We start from the raw sequence: 15,696 nt of genomic DNA, 5'->3' as shown, positions 1-15,696 counted from the left end.
CTCAGGGTCCGGCAGCCAGCTGCGCCAGTTCGTCGGCCTGATGTTCGTGTATCAGCCGTTCGACCAGCGGATCGAGCTCGCCGGCAATGATGTTGGGCAGGTCGTACAGCGTCAGTCCTTCCACGCGGTGGTCGGTGATCCGGCCCTGCGGGAAGCTGTAGGTGCGGATGCGCTGGCTGCGGTCGCCGCTGCCCACCTGCAGGCGGCGGCTCTCGGCGGTGGCGGCGGCCTGCCGGCTGCGTTCGGCGTCGAGCAGCTGCGCCTTCAGGCGCTTCATGGCCTTGTCGCGGTTGGCATGCTGGCTGCGCTCGGTCTGGCACTCCACCACCACGCCGGTCGGCAGGTGGGTGATGCGGATCGCCGATTCGGTCTTGTTGACGTGCTGGCCGCCGGCGCCGGACGAGCGGAACGTATCCACCCGCAGGTCGGCCGGGTTGATCGTCACTTCGTCCACATCGTCGGCTTCGGGAATGATCGCCACGGTGGCCGCCGAGGTGTGGATGCGTCCCTGCGATTCGGTCGCCGGCACGCGCTGCACGCGGTGCGTGCCCGATTCGAACTTCAGCTTCGAGTAGGCACCGCGACCGACCACCCGGGCCACGATTTCCTTGTAGCCGCCATGTTCGCCGGGGCTGTCCGATTCGACCTCCACCTTCCAGCCCTGGCGCTCGGCATAACGCGCGTACATCCGGAACAGGTCGCCGGCGAAGATCGCCGCCTCGTCGCCGCCGGTGCCGGCGCGTACTTCCAGGAACAGGTTGCCGTCGTCGCGCGGGTCGCGCGGCACCAGCAGCAGCGCCAGGTCCTGGTCAAGCTGTTCCAGGCGTTGCTGGGCCGCAGTGATTTCCTCTTCGGCCAGCTCGCGCAGGTCCGGCTCGGCGCGCATCGCCTCGGCGGCGGCCAGGTCGGCCTTGGCCCGGGCTTCGTCGGCCAGTGCGGTGGCGATCGGCTGCAGCTGCGAGAACTCGCGCGAGAACGCGCGGAAGCGTTCGTTGTCGCCGACCACACCCGGATCGGCAAGCAGGCGTTCAAGTTCTTCGCGGCGCTCGGCCAGCGCTTCCAGCTTACGGCGCAGGGTCGGCGTCATCATTCCTCACAACAGGGTGCTGGTAGCCGGGCTTGGCCGGGAACAGGCGCTCGGCGGCGCGGGTCAGTTCAGTATCGCCGCTCAACGCCGCCGCGCGCAGCGCGGCCGTCGGCGGGTGCAGCAGGCGGTTGGTCAAGCCGTGCGCGAGCAGTTCCAGTACGTCCTCGGCCGGCTTGCCGTTGGCCAGCTGCTGTCGGGCTTTTTCCAGCATCTCCGTCCGCGTCGCATCGCCGTAGGCGCGCAGCTGCAGCAGCGGCGCCTGGTGCGCGCCGGCGTGGAGGGTCTCCACGAACCGGGCAACCTGCAGGTCGATGATCGCCTCGGCCTCGGCGGCGGCTTCGCGGCGGCTGCGGCGATTGTCCTCGACCGCCCGCTCAAGATCGTCCACGGTGTACAGGAAGGCATCACTGAGGTCGCCCACGCCCGATTCGATATCGCGCGGCACAGCCAGGTCGAACAGCAGCATCGGCTTGTGCCGGCGCGCCCGCAGCGCGGCGGCGACATGTGCCTTGGCGATCACCGGCTCGCGCGCGGCGGTGGCCGAAAACACCACGTCGGCCTCGCCGAGGTGGCGCTCCAGCTCGGTCAGGGGCAGGGCGACGCCGCCGTGGCGGCTGGCCAGGTCCTGGGCGTGGGCGAGGGTGCGGTTGGCGATCAGCAGCCGGCGCACGCGCCCCTCGCTGAGATGCCGCGCCGCCAGCTCGATGGTCTCGCCGGCGCCAACCAGCAGCACGGTCGAATCTTCCAGCCGGGCGAACGAGTTCTGCGCCAGGCGCACCGCCGTGGAGGCCACCGACACCGGATTGGCGCCGACGCGGGTATCGGTACGGGCCCGCTTGGCCACCGAGAAGGTCTGCTGGAACAGGCGGTCCAGGCGCTGGCCGAGCAGCCCGTGATCGCGCGAGGTGGCCCAGGCGTCCTTCACCTGGCCCAGGATCTGCGGTTCGCCCAGCACCATGGAGTCCAACCCGGTCGCGACCCGGAACAGGTGGCGTACGGCGTCCGCATCGGCATGCTGGTACAGGTAACCCTGGAGCTGGCCGGCGTGCGCCTCCAGCCAGTCGGCCAGGGCCTGTCCGGACTCGGCGATGGCATACAGCTCGGTGCGGTTGCAGGTGGACAGCAGCACCGCTTCGGCCACCTGCGGGGTGTCACGCAGCGAGGCGAGCGCCCGCGGCAGCGCATCGCCGCCAAAGGACGCGCGTTCGCGCAGTTCCACTGGCGCGGTCTGGTGGTTCAGTCCGAGCACCCACAGGGTCATTGTTCAGTTGCTTGCGATAAGCTGCTGGCCATTCAAGTCGTCATTTTAAGGCTCAGATGCCCCCGATGCCCGCATTGATTCGCATCTCCAGCGTTCTGCTGCTGTCTTTGTTCACCGCCAACGCCCTGGCAGCCCGTCCTGCCACGGTTCCGGCGGGCAGGGACCGCGCCGCCGAGCCTGCCTCGCTGACCCCGGTCCTGGCCGGCGAATTCGCCCTCCAGGCCGGCAAACTGGAGGACGCCGCGCGCTGGTATCTGGATGCAGCCGAGGCCGGCCGTGACGACGCCGGGCTGGCCGAGCGCGCCACGCGCATCGCCATGCTGGCCAACGATGATGTCCGTGCCGCCCGGGCGCTGAAGCTGTGGGAGGCGCGCGCGCCGCGCTCGCTGGCCATGCGCAGCAGTGCTGCGGCCCTGGCCATGCGCCAGAACCAGGTGAAGACCGCCCAGGCCGAACTGGTGGCGATACTGCGCGATCCGGATCCGCAGGGCTGGAAGTTCGCCATCGCCGCCCTGGTGGGCGGCGGCCGCGACCCGGCCGTGCCGGCCCAGGTGCTGGACGGGCTGGTGGACGCCAACGCGATCCCCGACACCCTGGAGGCCTGGCAGGAGTTTGGTCGCCTGGCGCTGCGCATGGACAAGCCCGAACTGGCCCGACGCATGGTCGATGAAGTGGTCCGCCGCTTCCCCGATGAGCCGCGCGTGGCCCTGCTGCATGCCAGCCAGTTGAGCCAGTCCGGCAAGACCGACGAGGCGCTGGCGCTGTTGCGCGGCGTGGAGCCCAGGACCACACAGGACCCGGAACTGCGCAACGCGGTGGCGATCACCTACGACGCGATGGGCGAATCCAGGGCCGCCGAGCGCGTGCTGTCGGTGGGCCCGCAGGACGTGCAGACCTACGGCATGCGCGCCTCGCTGCTGGCCAAGCAGAACGACACCGCAGCGCTGCTGGCGCTTTACACCGAACTGTCCGGCAAGGCGACCAAGCCCGATCCGGCCCAGCGCCTGCTGCTCGGCAAGATTGCCGAGTACCTCAAGCGTCCGGCCGAAGCGGTGGAGTGGTACCACGGTGTGCCTGGTGGTCCGGAACGCGACGAAGCCCGCCTGCGCGCCGCCAACGCCCAGTACGAACTGGGCCGCACCGACAAGGCGCTGGCTGAAGTACATGCGATCCAGTCCGATGCGACCGTCGATGACGAAGCGCGTCGCGACGCCTACCTGCTCGAAGCGGAGCTGCGCCAGCGCGGCAACGACGATGCCGGCGAACTGGATGCACTCGGCCGCGGCCTGGCCGCCTATCCCGACGAGAACGCCTTGCTGTATGCCCGCGCGCTGGCGTGGGAGCGCCGCGACGACATCGCGCGCGCCGAGGCGGACCTGCGCAAGGTGCTGGTGACCGATCCGGAAAACGTGGCCGCGCTCAATGCGCTGGGCTACACCTTGGCCGATCGCACCCAGCGCTACCAGGAGGCCTTGGAACTGATCGACCGCGCCCGCGTGGCCGAGCCGGACAACGCCGCCATCGTCGACAGCTACGGCTGGGTGCTCTACCGCCTGGGGCGCAACGAGCAGGCGCTGGTGCAGCTGCGCCGCGCCTGGAGCCTGGCCAAGGATGCCGAGATCGCCGCCCATGTCGGTGAAGTGCTGTGGGTGCTCGGCCGCAAGGACGAGGCCCGTCAGTTCTTCGACGAAGCCCGCAAGCTGGACCCTGACAACCGCGCCCTGCAGCGCGTGATCGAGAAATACGGCGTATGAACCTGCAGTTCCTGAAATCTGCCGCGGCCCTTGTCGCGGCCCTCTCGCTGTCGGCGTGCGTGTCGCTGGACGAGCGCAAGGCCCCGTCGGCGCCGGCGGTGGTGACAACGGTGTCGGCCGAAGCGCAGCAGGCAGAAAGCGATCGCGTCGCCGCTGTCCGGGCACAGCCGCAGTGGGCGTTCCAGGGCCGGGTAGCCATCAACAAGGGCCGCAACGGCGGCAATGGCCGCATCGACTGGCAGCAGCAGGCCCGCCAGTACGTGGTCGAGCTGAGCGCGCCGGTGACCCGCCAGAGCTGGAAACTGACCGGCGATACCCGGCACGCCGGCGGGCGGCTGGAAGGGCTGGACGGCGGACCGCGCCAGGGTGACGACGCCCAGCAGGTGTTGCTGGAGGCGACGGGCTGGGACATTCCGGTCAACCAGCTGCCCGACTGGGTGCGTGGCCTGGTGGCCGACGCGGCGGGCCCGGCCGAGCAGGTCGAGCGCGATGGCGACGGCCGCCCGCGTCGCGTGCAGCAGATGGGCTGGCAGATCCAGTACCTGGACTGGTACCCGGCCGAGGGCGATCGCCCGGTGCTGCCGCGGCGCATCGAAGCGGTCAACGGCGACGCCAAAGTGCGCCTGGTGGTCGACAGCTGGGTGGTCGGCACCCCATGAGCGCGCCGGACCTGAACGCAGGCTGGTCGCACTGGCCGGCCCCGGCCAAGCTGAACCTGTTCCTGCACATCACCGGTCGTCGTGCTGACGGTTATCACCAGCTGCAGACCGTGTTCCGCCTGCTCGACTGGGGCGACCGGCTGCGCCTGCGGGTACGCGAGGATGGCCAGGTGCGTCGTGACGGGCCATCGGTCGCGGGCGTGGCCGAGACCGACGACCTTGCCGTGCGCGCGGCGTTGTTGCTCAAACGTGCGACCAACAGCTCTCAAGGTGCGGATATCGGCATCGAAAAGCGCATTCCGGCGGGCGGTGGCTTCGGCGGCGGTTCGTCCGATGCGGCCACCGTGCTGGTGGCCCTGAACCGCTTGTGGAGGGCGGGTCTGGACGTGGATGCGCTGGCCGCGCTGGGCCTGCAGCTTGGTGCGGATGTGCCGGTGTTTGTGCGCGGCCACAATGCCTGGGCGGAGGGAGTGGGGGAGCAGTTGACCCCGATGGACCTGCCGCCGGCCTGGTATGTGCTTGCCGATCCGGGCGTTCACGTCCCGACGGCTGCGCTTTTTGCATCACCCGATTTGACGCGCGATGCCCCAGTGGCGAAAATAGAGGACTTCGCTTCCGGGTCTTTGCTCGGGAATGCGTTCGAGCCGGTCCTGCGCCGTCACGAGCCTGCCGTAGAGGCGGCGCTGGTGGCGTTGAGCAGTATCGGCCGGGCACGACTCACCGGGTCGGGAAGCGGTTGTTTCGTCGAGTTCACCACGCGCGCTGCCGCCGAGCAGGCGTTGGCGGAGTTGCCGGAAGGACTGCGGGCATGGGTGGCTGCGGGCGTGGAGCGCTCGCCACTGCTTGATGTACTCGAGCGTTATTGATTTTTGATGCAGGGGCGTCGCCAAGAGGCCCAAGGCACCAGGTTTTGATCCTGGCATTCGGAGGTTCGAATCCTCCCGCCCCTGCCACTTGCGGATGTTTTGCCGCGAACCCTTGCGCACGCGATCTGCGCGGGCGCGGTCGAACCTCCGCAGTGTCGTCACCGCCGACGCCTCCGGGTGCCTGCGGCAGAGTTCTCCGCCAATCGCTCCCGCCCGAGACCGTCCCATGATGCAAGAATCCCCCAACCTGCTGGTATTTTCCGGCAACGCCAACAAGCGCCTTGCGCAGAGCATCTGCAAGGAACTGGGGGTGCGACCGGGCAAGGCACTGGTCTCGCGCTTCTCCGATGGTGAAGTGCAGGTGGAAATCGAAGAGAACGTCCGCAAGCAGGACGTCTTCGTGATCCAGCCGACCTGTGCCCCCAGCGCCGAGAACCTGATGGAGCTGCTGGTCCTGATCGATGCGCTCAAGCGCGCCTCGGTCAACAGCGTCACCGCGGTGGTGCCGTACTTCGGCTACTCGCGCCAGGATCGCCGCATGCGCTCCTCGCGCGTGCCGATCACGGCCAAGGTCGCCGCCAAGATGTTCAGCGCCGTGGGGGCCGACCGGGTCCTGACGGTGGACCTGCATGCCGACCAGATCCAGGGTTTCTTCGACATGCCGGTCGACAACGTGTATGCCTCGCCGCTGCTGCTCGCCGATATCTGGCGTGCCTACGGCACTGAAAACCTGATCGTGGTGTCCCCGGACGTGGGCGGTGTGGTGCGTGCGCGCGCCGTCGCCAAGCGCCTGGACGATGCCGACCTGGCGATCATCGACAAGCGCCGTCCGCGCGCCAACGTCTCCACCGTGATGAACATCATCGGTGACGTCGAAGGCAAGACCTGCGTGATGGTCGATGACATCGTCGATACCGCCGGCACCCTGTGTGCGGCCGCTGCTGCCCTGAAGGCGCGCGGCGCCCTCAAGGTCGCCGCGTACTGCACCCACGCCGTGCTTTCGGGCCCGGCGGTGGACAACATCAACAACTCCCAGCTCGATGAGCTGGTGGTGACCGACACCATTCCGCTCAATGAAGCGGCGCGGGTGTGCAGCAAGATCCGTCAGCTCAGCGTGGCGGAGATGCTGGCCGAAACGATGCGCCGCATCGCCTTCGGCGAGTCCGTCAGCTCGCTGTACGTGGATTGATGCTGTCGCAATGAAATCTCCGGCTGCCGGCAACGGCAGTCGGGTCCTGGGTACGTCTGGTCGCGGACGTACCTTCAACCGCCACGCCTTCGGGCAAGGCAACTACTGGTAGTGCAAACATGTCGAAGACTCATGAAATCAAGGTCACCGCTCGTGACGTGCAGGGCAAGGGTGCGAGCCGCCGCCTGCGTCACGCCGGCGTGATCCCGGCCGTTGTGTACGGCGGCGGCGCCGCTCCGATCAACATCAACCTGGACCACAACCAGATCTGGCTGGCCCAGCAGAACGAGTGGTTCTACTCCTCGATCCTGGACCTGAACCTGGACGGCCAGGTCACCAAGGTGCTGCTGCGTGACATGCAGCGCCACCCGTTCAAGCAGCTGATCATCCACCTGGATTTCCTGCGCGTGAACGAGAACGAGGCCCTGACCGCCAACGTCCCGCTGCACTTCATCAACGAAGACACCTCGCCGGCTGGCAAGGCTGCCGACGTCGTGGTCACCCACGAACTGAAGGAAGTGACCATCTCCTGCCTGCCGAAGGACCTGCCGGAATCGATCGACGTCGACCTGGCCGACCTGAAGGCCGGTGACGTGATCTACCTGTCGGACATCAAGCTGCCGAAGGGCGTCGAGATCCCGGCCCTGGCCCAGGGCAAGGACCACGACGACGCGATCGTCACCGCCAAGCACGGCAAGGAAGACGTTGCCGACGAAGCGCCGGCCGCAGAGTAAGTGGTTGCGGCGCCTGTCCTTCGGGGCAGGCGCCGTTTCTGTATGTGCCGGCACAGGGTCGGTACCGACGAAGAAGAGTGATGACAGGATTGCGATTGATCGTTGGTCTGGGCAACCCCGGACCCGAGCACGCCCAGACCCGGCACAACGCCGGGTTTCGTTTCATTGACGCCCTGGTCGAACAGGCCGGCGCGCGCTGGAGCGTGGACAGCAAGCTGTTCGGCGAGACCGCCAAGGTCGACATCGCCGGGCAACCGGTGTGGCTGCTCAAGCCCGCCACCTTCATGAACCTCAGCGGCAAGTCGGTTACCGCCGCGCAGCGCTTCTGGAAGATCGAGTCCGAAGAAACCCTGCTGGCGCACGATGAGCTGGACCTCCCGCCCGGCGTGGCACGGCTCAAGTTCGATGGCGGTCACGGCGGCCAGAACGGACTGCGCGACACCATCCGTCTGCTGGGGCATGGCAGATTCCACCGCCTGCGTATCGGCATCGGCCATCCCGGTCACAAGGACCGCGTGGTTCCGTGGGTGCTCGGCCGCGCCGGCAAGGATGACGACGTGTTGATCGGCCATGCCATCAACGACGCCATCGACGTGCTGCCGCTGGCCGTAAAGGGCGACTACAGCGAGGCCATGAAACGCCTGCATACCCCGAAATGATCGCCCGGTAGGCACGCAGCAATCCGGTAGGTACCGACCGTTGGTCGGTACGGAAAATGATCGGTAAAACGGTGCCCGGCAGCGCGCCCTTTTACCAATCACTTTCACCCCAGAGGTTGTCAAAGATGGGTATCAAATGCGGCATCGTCGGTCTGCCCAACGTCGGCAAATCGACCCTGTTCAATGCGCTGACCAAGGCGGGCATCGCGGCGGCCAACTTCCCGTTCTGCACGATCGAACCGAACGTCGGCATCGTGCCGGTGCCGGATCCGCGCCTGAACGAACTGGCGGCGATCATCAACCCGCAGAAGGTCATCCCGACCGCCGTGGAGTTCGTCGACATCGCCGGCCTGGTCGCCGGTGCCGCCAGTGGCGAAGGCCTGGGCAACAAGTTCCTGGCCCACATCCGCGAAGTGGATGCGATCACCCACGTCGTGCGCTGCTTCGAGAACGCCGACGTCATCCACGTCAACAACAAGGTCGACCCGATCTCGGACATCGACACCATCGACACCGAGCTGGCCCTGGCCGATCTGGACAGCGTCGAGAAGGCGTTGAACCGTGCCGAGCGCGCGGCCAAGGGCGGCGACAAGGACGCGGCTGCCCGCAAGCCGGTGCTGGCCAAGCTGCAGGCCGCGCTGTCCGACGGCAAGGCCGGCCACACTGCCGGCCTGGACGAGGAAGAGAAGGCGCTGGTCCGCGATCTGTTCCTGCTCACCCTCAAGCCGGTGATGTACATCGCCAACGTGCTGGAAGACGGCTTCGAGAACAACCCGCACCTGGACGCCGTGCGCGCCCGCGCTGCCGAAGAAGGCGCACAGGTGGTGCCGGTCTCGGCCGCCATCGAAGAAGAGCTGTCCCAGCTCGACGACGACGACCGCGACACCTTCCTGGCCGACCTGGGCCTGTCCGAGCCGGGCTTGAACCGCGTCATCAACGCCGCCTACAACCTGCTCGGCCTGCAGACCTATTTCACCGCAGGCGTGAAGGAAGTCCGCGCGTGGACCGTGCGCAAGGGCGCCACCGCACCGCAGGCGGCTGCCGTCATCCACACCGACTTCGAGAAGGGCTTCATCCGCGCCGAAACCATCGCGTATGACGACTTCATCAAGTACAAGGGCGAGGCCGGTGCGAAGGAAGCCGGCCGCCTGCGTCTGGAAGGCAAGGAATACCGCGTCCAGGAAGGCGACATCCTGCACTTCCGCTTCAACGTCTGATCGCATCTGCGTTGTACGCCCGCAAACGCCCCGCCTTGTGCGGGGCGTTTGCGTTTGCAGGTGGTGCCGGAGCAGCAGGTGCCGACCATTGGCCGGCACGCTTTCTGTGCTGGACAATAATTGACCATCCGTGGAAGCGCCTGCGGCGCAACGCTCGCACCAGCTTGTCCACAGCAAACCCCCACGGCTTTCCACGTGCCATGTGGAGAACCCCGTTCGGTGATGCGCTGGACGTGGCAAACCGGCGGGCGCCGGCCGCTGGTCGGCACGGAGCCCGGCCTGGACAATAATTGATCACCCTCCAGAACCGCTGCGCTGCAACGCTCACACAGGGTTGTCCACAACAAACTCCCACGGCTTTCCACGCCGCGTGTGGAAAACGTGTTCGACCGGACGGCGATCACGTCGCGCCAGCGCTGGACAATAATTGACCACCCGCGGAAACGCCCGCGGCGCAACGCTCGCACCGGCTTGTCCACAGCAAACCCCCACGGCTCTCCACGTGTCATGTGGAAAACCCGCGCACGTTCTCCACTCGGGCCAGCGCCCCCAAAAAAAAGGACGGAGGCAGTGCCTCCGTCCTTCCTGCTGCGTCCCCTGGCAGGCGCCTTACAGCGGCGTACCGCCGAACTTGTGGGTGTACTGCAGGTTGATCGTGCGGCCGACGGTGTCGAACCAGGACACGTCGTAATACGGGTACGGGGTGTAGGTCGCGTCCTTGGGCGGCATCTTGTTGCCCACGTTGACCACCGACAGCGACAGGCGTGCGTGGTCGTCGAAGCGGTACTGCACCGACACGTTGTAGCGGTAGGTCGCGCCGATCCACGGGCTGTCGCCGCTGTCCGGATCGAAGCTCTGATCGTAGCTGTCGTAGGTGGGCAGCCTGCCCAGGCGCGAGCCGTACACGGTGGCCGACCAGGCGTCCTTTTCCCAGGTGATGCTGGCGCTGGTCTTGGTGCGCGGGATGTCGAAGCCGCTGTTGACCGCGAACTGGTCTTCGACCACGTCGCCGTCGAACTGCTGGAAATCGTGCGTCTTCACCCAGGTGTGGTTGCCACTGAGGGTGAAGTCGCCGATGGACGTCGGCAGGCGGTAGCGCAGGCCCACATCGATACCGCGGGTGGTTTCGCGGGCGATGTTGATCGGGTTGACGTGCACGCCGTACAGGCGGCCGTCGCTGGTGCGGGTGACCCGGGCGATCGCATCCACGCAGGTCGGCGAGGTCGGGTCCGCGCCGCCCAGACGGCAGGCCGCCTCGTCGCGCAGGATGGTGCCCACGTCCATGTCCTGCACCTGGTCGCGCATATCGATGTCAAACCAATCCACCGACAGATCCAGCCCGATGGCCGGCGACCACACGAAGCCGGCACTCCACGACGTGCTGGTTTCCGGGTCGAGCCTGCGATTGCCCTCGCGCGTGCGGATCAGGTCTTCCTCGTAGTCCGAGCAGTCGTCGGCCTGGTCCAGCTGGCAGGTGTAGTAGTCGTTGTTGCTGGTCTCGTCGTTGCCCGGCCCGGCGTACACGTAGTGCAGGTCCGGCGCGCGGAACGCCGTGCCGTAGGAGCCGCGCACCAGCAGCGTATCGATCGGGCGCCACTCGATGCCGCCACTCCAGGTCGCCTTGCCGATGCTGTTGCCCGAGTAGCGGTACTGGTCGTAGCGACCGGCCACGCTCACATTGAGCGTGTCGTGCAGCGGCAGGCGCAGTTCGGCGGCGGTGGCCCAGCGGTTGCGGCTGCCGTGGCCGTCGGAGTCCTTCCAGCTGTAGTAGTAGTACTGCGTGGCCAGCGGATCGGGGTTGAGGGCGTAGGACTGGTTGCCGAACTCCGCGGTGGCCGCAAAACCGGCCTTGCCGCCCGGCAGCTCGAACAGTTCGCCGTTGGTCAGCGTCAGGGCGGCGGTGTCGGTGCGCGACTTCGGCGTATAGGTCGTGCGCGCGGCAATCGAATCGTATTCGGCGCGGCTCAGCGGGCGGTAAAGACGTGCCGGGTCGGCGTTGAAGATCGGAAAGACGTTGTCGTCATCGTCGGTGTACTCGCCGAGCTGCTCGCCAAGGAACAGCGCGTTGGCCTTGGCCGCAACGATCTGCGGCCAGCGGATCGACGACTGGTACTGCGAATGGCTCAACGAGGCCTCGTAGTCCCACGCCCCGTTCAGGCTGCCTTTGAAGCCGGTGGTGACGCTGAAGGTCTTCTGCGTGCTGCGGATCATGCCGTTGCGCAGCCCGCCCATTTCTTCGGGCGAGAACTGGCGCTGCCAGAACTCGACCTGGTCGGTGGCCTGGTTGTAGAAGTAGCCGTCCTCATTGCCGTCGGCGGCCATGCGGCCCCACTGGGTCACATCGCGCATCAGCGCGATGTCGTGGTAGCCCATCTGCACGTCGGCAAACCAGCTGGCGCCATTGTCGAAGGCGTAGTTCAGCGACGCGTAGCCATTGGCGCCGCGACGCTTGCTCAGGATCGTGCCGTAGCCGATCGAGCGGTCGCTGCCGCAGTAGAAGCCGTAGCGCGCGCGTTCGGCGTAGTGGGTGCTGCCGTTGTTCTGGCCGGCCAGTGCATCGCAGGTGGCCTGGCCCGGGTCCAGGTAGTCGTCGTTCCAGTCGGTGCGCAGGTAGGCACGGCGCGCGGCGCGGGCGCTGTCGGTCGGCGCGTCCAGGGTGGAGTCCTGCTGCTCGCGCTCATAGGCCCACAGCGGTGTCTGCGACTGCAGTTCCAGGCTGTACACCGCGCTGAAGCGACCGGCGTCGAAGCCGCTGGCAATGCTCATGTCGAACGACTCGCCGCCGCCTTCGCTGGTCGTGCCCATGCGCACGTCCACCGTGGTGCCATCCACCCGCTTCTTGAGGATGAAGTTGACCACGCCGGCGATCGCGTCCGACCCGTAGATCGCCGAGGCGCTGCCGGTCAGTACTTCGATCCGCTCGATCATCCCGATCGGAATGTTGGAGACGTCGGTGAAGTTGCTGCGGCCCTGGAAGGGCATCGGGAAGTCGGCGATGCGGCGGCCGTTGACCAGCACCAGGGTGTGGTTGGGGCCGAGGCCGCGCAGATCGACCTGCTGCGCGCCGGGCGAAAAGTCCGCGCCGCTGGAGGACTGCTGGCTCTGGGTCTCACCGCCGTTCTGGGTCATGGAACGGAGCACGTCCGGCACGCTGGTGAAGCCGCTGGCCTGGATCTGCTCGGCGGTGATCACCGTGACCGGTGCGGGTCCTTCCACCTGCGCGCGCGGAATGCGCGAGCCGGTGACCTGCACCGTGTCCAGTTGCTGCACTCCGGGGGCGGCCGACTGGGCCGCCGCAGTCGCGGCCACACCCATCAACGCCAGCTGGATCGACCACGCCATCGCCTGTTTACGCATGAGAATTCTCGAGAAGAAAGTGTCGGCCTCGAGGGAGGCCTGTCCCCCATTCACATTTCGCGAATGGACGGCGCGCATTTAACGCCTTTTTCATGGGGTTGACCACTGCCATGTTCTCTGGCAAAGAGTGAAAGCGCTTACACCCCCGATCTGTTCAGGGAGATCAACGTGCACAAGGCTTTCCGCCGTTTCAGACCGCTCCTATGGCTGCTGCTGGCTGTCCTGGCGCTGCCGGCCCAGGGCCAGTCGTCGCGCAGCCTGCAGGAGCCGGGCTACCGCTACTACGAGATCGGTGACCTGGACGCGCCGCGGGCCGCCCGGACCGAGCCGGCGATGATGCTCATGGGCGGCGGCGAGTGGGTGCCGGCCGCCTTCGCGTGGTGGCTGGAGCGCGCCGGCCACGGTCGGGTGGTGATCCTGCGCGCGTCGGGCGGCGATGAGCTCCAGGAGCGCCTCTACCGCGACATCGGCGGTGTCAGCACCGTCCAGACCCTGGTCTTCGACAGCCGCCGCGCCGCCGATGACCCCAATGTCCTGCAGGTGGTGGCCGCGGCCGATGCGATCTTCATCGCCGGTGGCGACCAGTCGCGCTACATCCGTTTCTGGAAGGGCACCGCCCTCAATGACGCCCTCAACGCCCATGTGCGCGCCGGCCGTCCCATCGCCGGCACCAGTGCCGGTCTGGCCATTCTCGGCGGCTACAGCTACGGCGCACTGGATGGCGGCAGCATCACTTCGGACCGGGCGCTGCAGGACCCGATGGGCAGTGCGGTGACGCTGGACAACGATTTCCTGACCATGCCGTACCTGTCGAACGTGGTCACCGACACCCATTTCGGCAAGCGTGACCGGCTCGGTCGCCTGATCGTCTTCGTCGCTCGTGCCGCGCGGCAGAGCGGGCGGCCGGACATGGTCGGCATCGGCGTGGACGAAGACACCGCCCTGTGCGTCGAGGCCGATGGTCGCGGCCGTGTGTTCAGCAACGACGACGGGTACGCCTGGCTGGTCATGCCGCGCCACACCGCCGACCGCCTGCGCGATGGCGAGCCGCTGGACTTCCACGCGATCCCCGTCACCGGTGTGGGCAGTGCCAGCCGTCTGCACCTGGACGGGTTCCGGGTCGACGATCCGGCGTTCCAGATCACCGCCGATATCCGCGACGGGGCCTTGGAACTGCAGCCCCGCTGACGCCATGATGGGGGTCTTGCCTGCCGGAGACCCTGTCATGACCCGCCGAACCGCGTTGCTGCTGTCGTTGTGCCTGTCGAGCCCGCTTGCATCGGCGGCCGAGCCTGTCCTGGTGATCCACGGTGGGGCAGGGGTCGAGCGCGGGGATCTGTCGCCCACCGAGGAAGCGGCGGCGCGCACGGCGCTGCGCCAGGCGCTTGTGAAGGGACACCAGGCACTCGCGGCGGGTCGCCCGGCGCTGGAGGCGGTCACCGCCGCGATCACGGTGCTGGAGGATGACCCCACCTTCAATGCCGGCAAGGGTGCCGTGTTCACCCATGACGGGCGCAACGAGCTGGACGCCTCGCTGATGGACGGCGCCACCCTCAAGGCCGGCGCCGTCGCGGGCGTGCACCGGGTACGCAATCCGATCCTGCTGGCCAACGCGGTGATGCAGCATTCCCCGCACGTGATGATGGTGGGCGAGGGCGCCGAGACCTTCGCCGCCACCCAGCACATCGCGCTGGTCGATCCGTCGTACTTCCGCACTGAAAAACGCTGGCAGCAGCTGCAGAAGGCACTCCGCGAGGACGCGGCCGGCCAGGCGCATGCCGATCTGGAGACCGCACGTCACTTCGGTACCGTCGGCGCCGTGGCGCTGGACGCCCAGGGCAGTCTGGCGGCGGGCACGTCCACCGGCGGCATGACCAACAAGCGCTATGGCCGGGTCGGCGATTCGCCGATCATCGGTGCCGGCACATACGCCAACGCGACCTGCGCGGTGTCGGGTACGGGCTGGGGCGAGTTCTACATCCGTACGGCGGCGGCCCACGACATCTGTGCGCGCATGCAGTACCTAAAGCAGGGCCCGGACGAGGCAGGGCGCGCGGTGATCAATGAGCGCATTCCCGCGCTCGGCGGCGATGGTGGCGCGATCGTGCTCTCGGCCGACGGTCGTGCCGCGACGCCGTTCAATACGCAGGGCATGTACCGGGGCTGGATCGGCGCCGACGGCGTGCCGCACGTGGCGATCTTTGCCGACGAACCACTGCCGCTGCCAGGCCAATAGCCTGCAATCGCAGGGCAATTCGAAATTCGTGTGAAAAAATTCAAAAAGGTTGTTGACAGAACCCTCGTTCACCCCCAAAATTCACGGCTCTTCCACCCCACACCGAAAACGCTTCGGCGCAACGGGACAGGGTGGTAAGGAGGGATACCCAAGCGGCCAACGGGGGCAGACTGTAAATCTGCTGGCTTACGCCTTCGGTGGTTCGAATCCACCTCCCTCCACCAGTTTCATGTTGTGGCAAGAGCTTCCGATGCGGGAGTAGTTCAATGGTAGAACCTCAGCCTTCCAAGCTGATGGTGCGGGTTCGATCCCCGTCTCCCGCTCCATTGAATGAGTTTGAATATATTCAAATTCGTGCCATAATACAAAACTCGCTCACGTAGCTCAGTCGGTAGAGCACCTCCTTGGTAAGGAGGAGGTCGAAGGTTCGATTCCTTTCGTGAGCACCATCTAGTGCACCACACTTCAGACGATTCGAGATAAGCAGCCATGGCCAAGGGTAAGTTCGAGCGCACCAAGCCGCACGTCAACGTCGGCACCATCGGTCACGTCGACCACGGCAAGACCACGCTGACCGCCGCACTGACCAAGATCGGCGCCGAGCGCTTCGGTGGCGAGTTCAAGGATTACTCCGCGATCGACGCCGCGCCGGAAGAAAAGGCACGTGGCATCACGAT

The 15,696-nt window shown here is 66.9% G+C and carries 13 protein-coding genes and 4 tRNA genes; 14 read left to right on the top strand and 3 right to left on the bottom strand.

The features are described from left to right. Position 1: 1 nt before the first annotated feature. Positions 2-1,087 (bottom strand): peptide chain release factor 1, encoded by a 1,086-nt coding sequence (prfA, locus tag ACPEH1_RS16725; RefSeq protein ID WP_017356349.1) that lies wholly within the window; start codon positions 1,085-1,087, stop codon positions 2-4. Further along, positions 1,065-2,348, bottom strand: coding sequence for a glutamyl-tRNA reductase (gene hemA / locus ACPEH1_RS16720; protein ID WP_017356350.1), 1,284 nt, complete (start codon positions 2,346-2,348; stop codon positions 1,065-1,067). Before hemA ends, prfA begins: the two co-directional genes overlap by 23 nt. A 65-nt stretch (positions 2,349-2,413) precedes the next feature. Here hemA and ACPEH1_RS16715 point away from each other — a divergent pair, with 65 nt between their 5' ends. The 8 genes from ACPEH1_RS16715 (at position 2,414) to ychF (ending at position 9,426) form a co-directional block, all read left to right on the top strand. After that, positions 2,414-4,102, top strand: coding sequence for a tetratricopeptide repeat protein (locus ACPEH1_RS16715; protein WP_206147340.1), 1,689 nt, complete (start codon positions 2,414-2,416; stop codon positions 4,100-4,102). After that, a complete protein-coding gene (gene lolB / locus ACPEH1_RS16710; protein ID WP_136007184.1) occupies positions 4,099-4,761 on the top strand; it encodes a lipoprotein insertase outer membrane protein LolB in 663 nt (220 codons plus the stop codon). Before ACPEH1_RS16715 ends, lolB begins: the two co-directional genes overlap by 4 nt. Beyond that, positions 4,758-5,627, top strand: a complete 870-nt coding sequence (gene ispE, locus ACPEH1_RS16705) for a 4-(cytidine 5'-diphospho)-2-C-methyl-D-erythritol kinase (protein WP_017356353.1) — start codon at positions 4,758-4,760, stop codon at positions 5,625-5,627. The genes lolB and ispE overlap by 4 nt, the downstream gene beginning before the upstream one ends. Before the next feature lie 10 nt (positions 5,628-5,637). Further along, positions 5,638-5,714: transfer RNA gene (locus tag ACPEH1_RS16700), tRNA-Gln, on the top strand. A 142-nt stretch (positions 5,715-5,856) separates the two neighbouring features. Continuing rightward, a complete protein-coding gene (locus ACPEH1_RS16695) occupies positions 5,857-6,816 on the top strand; it encodes a ribose-phosphate diphosphokinase (RefSeq protein ID WP_026070818.1) in 960 nt (319 codons plus the stop codon). 119 nt (positions 6,817-6,935) lie between these two features. Continuing rightward, complete coding sequence (locus ACPEH1_RS16690; RefSeq protein WP_017356355.1) at positions 6,936-7,550, top strand: 50S ribosomal protein L25/general stress protein Ctc; 615 nt, start codon at positions 6,936-6,938, stop codon at positions 7,548-7,550. A gap of 80 nt (positions 7,551-7,630) precedes the next feature. Continuing rightward, the gene (pth, locus tag ACPEH1_RS16685; protein ID WP_423716085.1) at positions 7,631-8,209 is read left to right on the top strand and encodes an aminoacyl-tRNA hydrolase; all 579 of its coding nucleotides are present in this window, start codon (positions 7,631-7,633) and stop codon (positions 8,207-8,209) included. Positions 8,210-8,334: 125 nt separating this feature from the next. Next, the gene (gene ychF / locus ACPEH1_RS16680) at positions 8,335-9,426 is read left to right on the top strand and encodes a redox-regulated ATPase YchF (protein ID WP_423716084.1); all 1,092 of its coding nucleotides are present in this window, start codon (positions 8,335-8,337) and stop codon (positions 9,424-9,426) included. 609 nt (positions 9,427-10,035) lie between these two features. Here the strand turns inward: ychF and ACPEH1_RS16675 are convergent. Further along, positions 10,036-12,783 carry a TonB-dependent receptor plug domain-containing protein gene (locus tag ACPEH1_RS16675; RefSeq protein ID WP_153164876.1) on the bottom strand — a complete coding sequence of 916 codons (2,748 nt, stop codon included), beginning with the start codon at positions 12,781-12,783 and terminating at the stop codon, positions 10,036-10,038. A gap of 168 nt (positions 12,784-12,951) precedes the next feature. On the opposite strand from ACPEH1_RS16675, the gene ACPEH1_RS16670 reads away from it, so the two are divergent. The 6 genes from ACPEH1_RS16670 to ACPEH1_RS16645 all read left to right on the top strand — a co-directional run. Further along, a complete protein-coding gene (locus ACPEH1_RS16670; protein WP_166472641.1) occupies positions 12,952-13,971 on the top strand; it encodes a cyanophycinase in 1,020 nt (339 codons plus the stop codon). Between the two features lie 37 nt (positions 13,972-14,008). Next, the gene (locus ACPEH1_RS16665; protein WP_153164875.1) at positions 14,009-15,019 is read left to right on the top strand and encodes an isoaspartyl peptidase/L-asparaginase family protein; all 1,011 of its coding nucleotides are present in this window, start codon (positions 14,009-14,011) and stop codon (positions 15,017-15,019) included. Between the two features lie 138 nt (positions 15,020-15,157). Further along, a tRNA-Tyr gene (locus ACPEH1_RS16660) sits at positions 15,158-15,243 on the top strand. Between the two features lie 28 nt (positions 15,244-15,271). Further along, positions 15,272-15,345 (top strand) — tRNA-Gly (locus ACPEH1_RS16655). Positions 15,346-15,392: 47 nt separating this feature from the next. Further along, a tRNA-Thr gene (locus ACPEH1_RS16650) sits at positions 15,393-15,468 on the top strand. 40 nt (positions 15,469-15,508) lie between these two features. Beyond that, positions 15,509-15,696: GTP-binding protein (locus tag ACPEH1_RS16645; RefSeq protein ID WP_239501589.1), on the top strand; the 188-nt coding region annotated here is incomplete at its 3' end.

The organism is Stenotrophomonas sp. NPDC077421, assembly GCF_049545505.1.
GTDB classification, from domain to species: domain Bacteria; phylum Pseudomonadota; class Gammaproteobacteria; order Xanthomonadales; family Xanthomonadaceae; genus Stenotrophomonas; species Stenotrophomonas nematodicola.
Note: the sequence above shows the minus strand (reverse complement) of the source record. Positions and strands in the feature narration are given on the sequence as shown.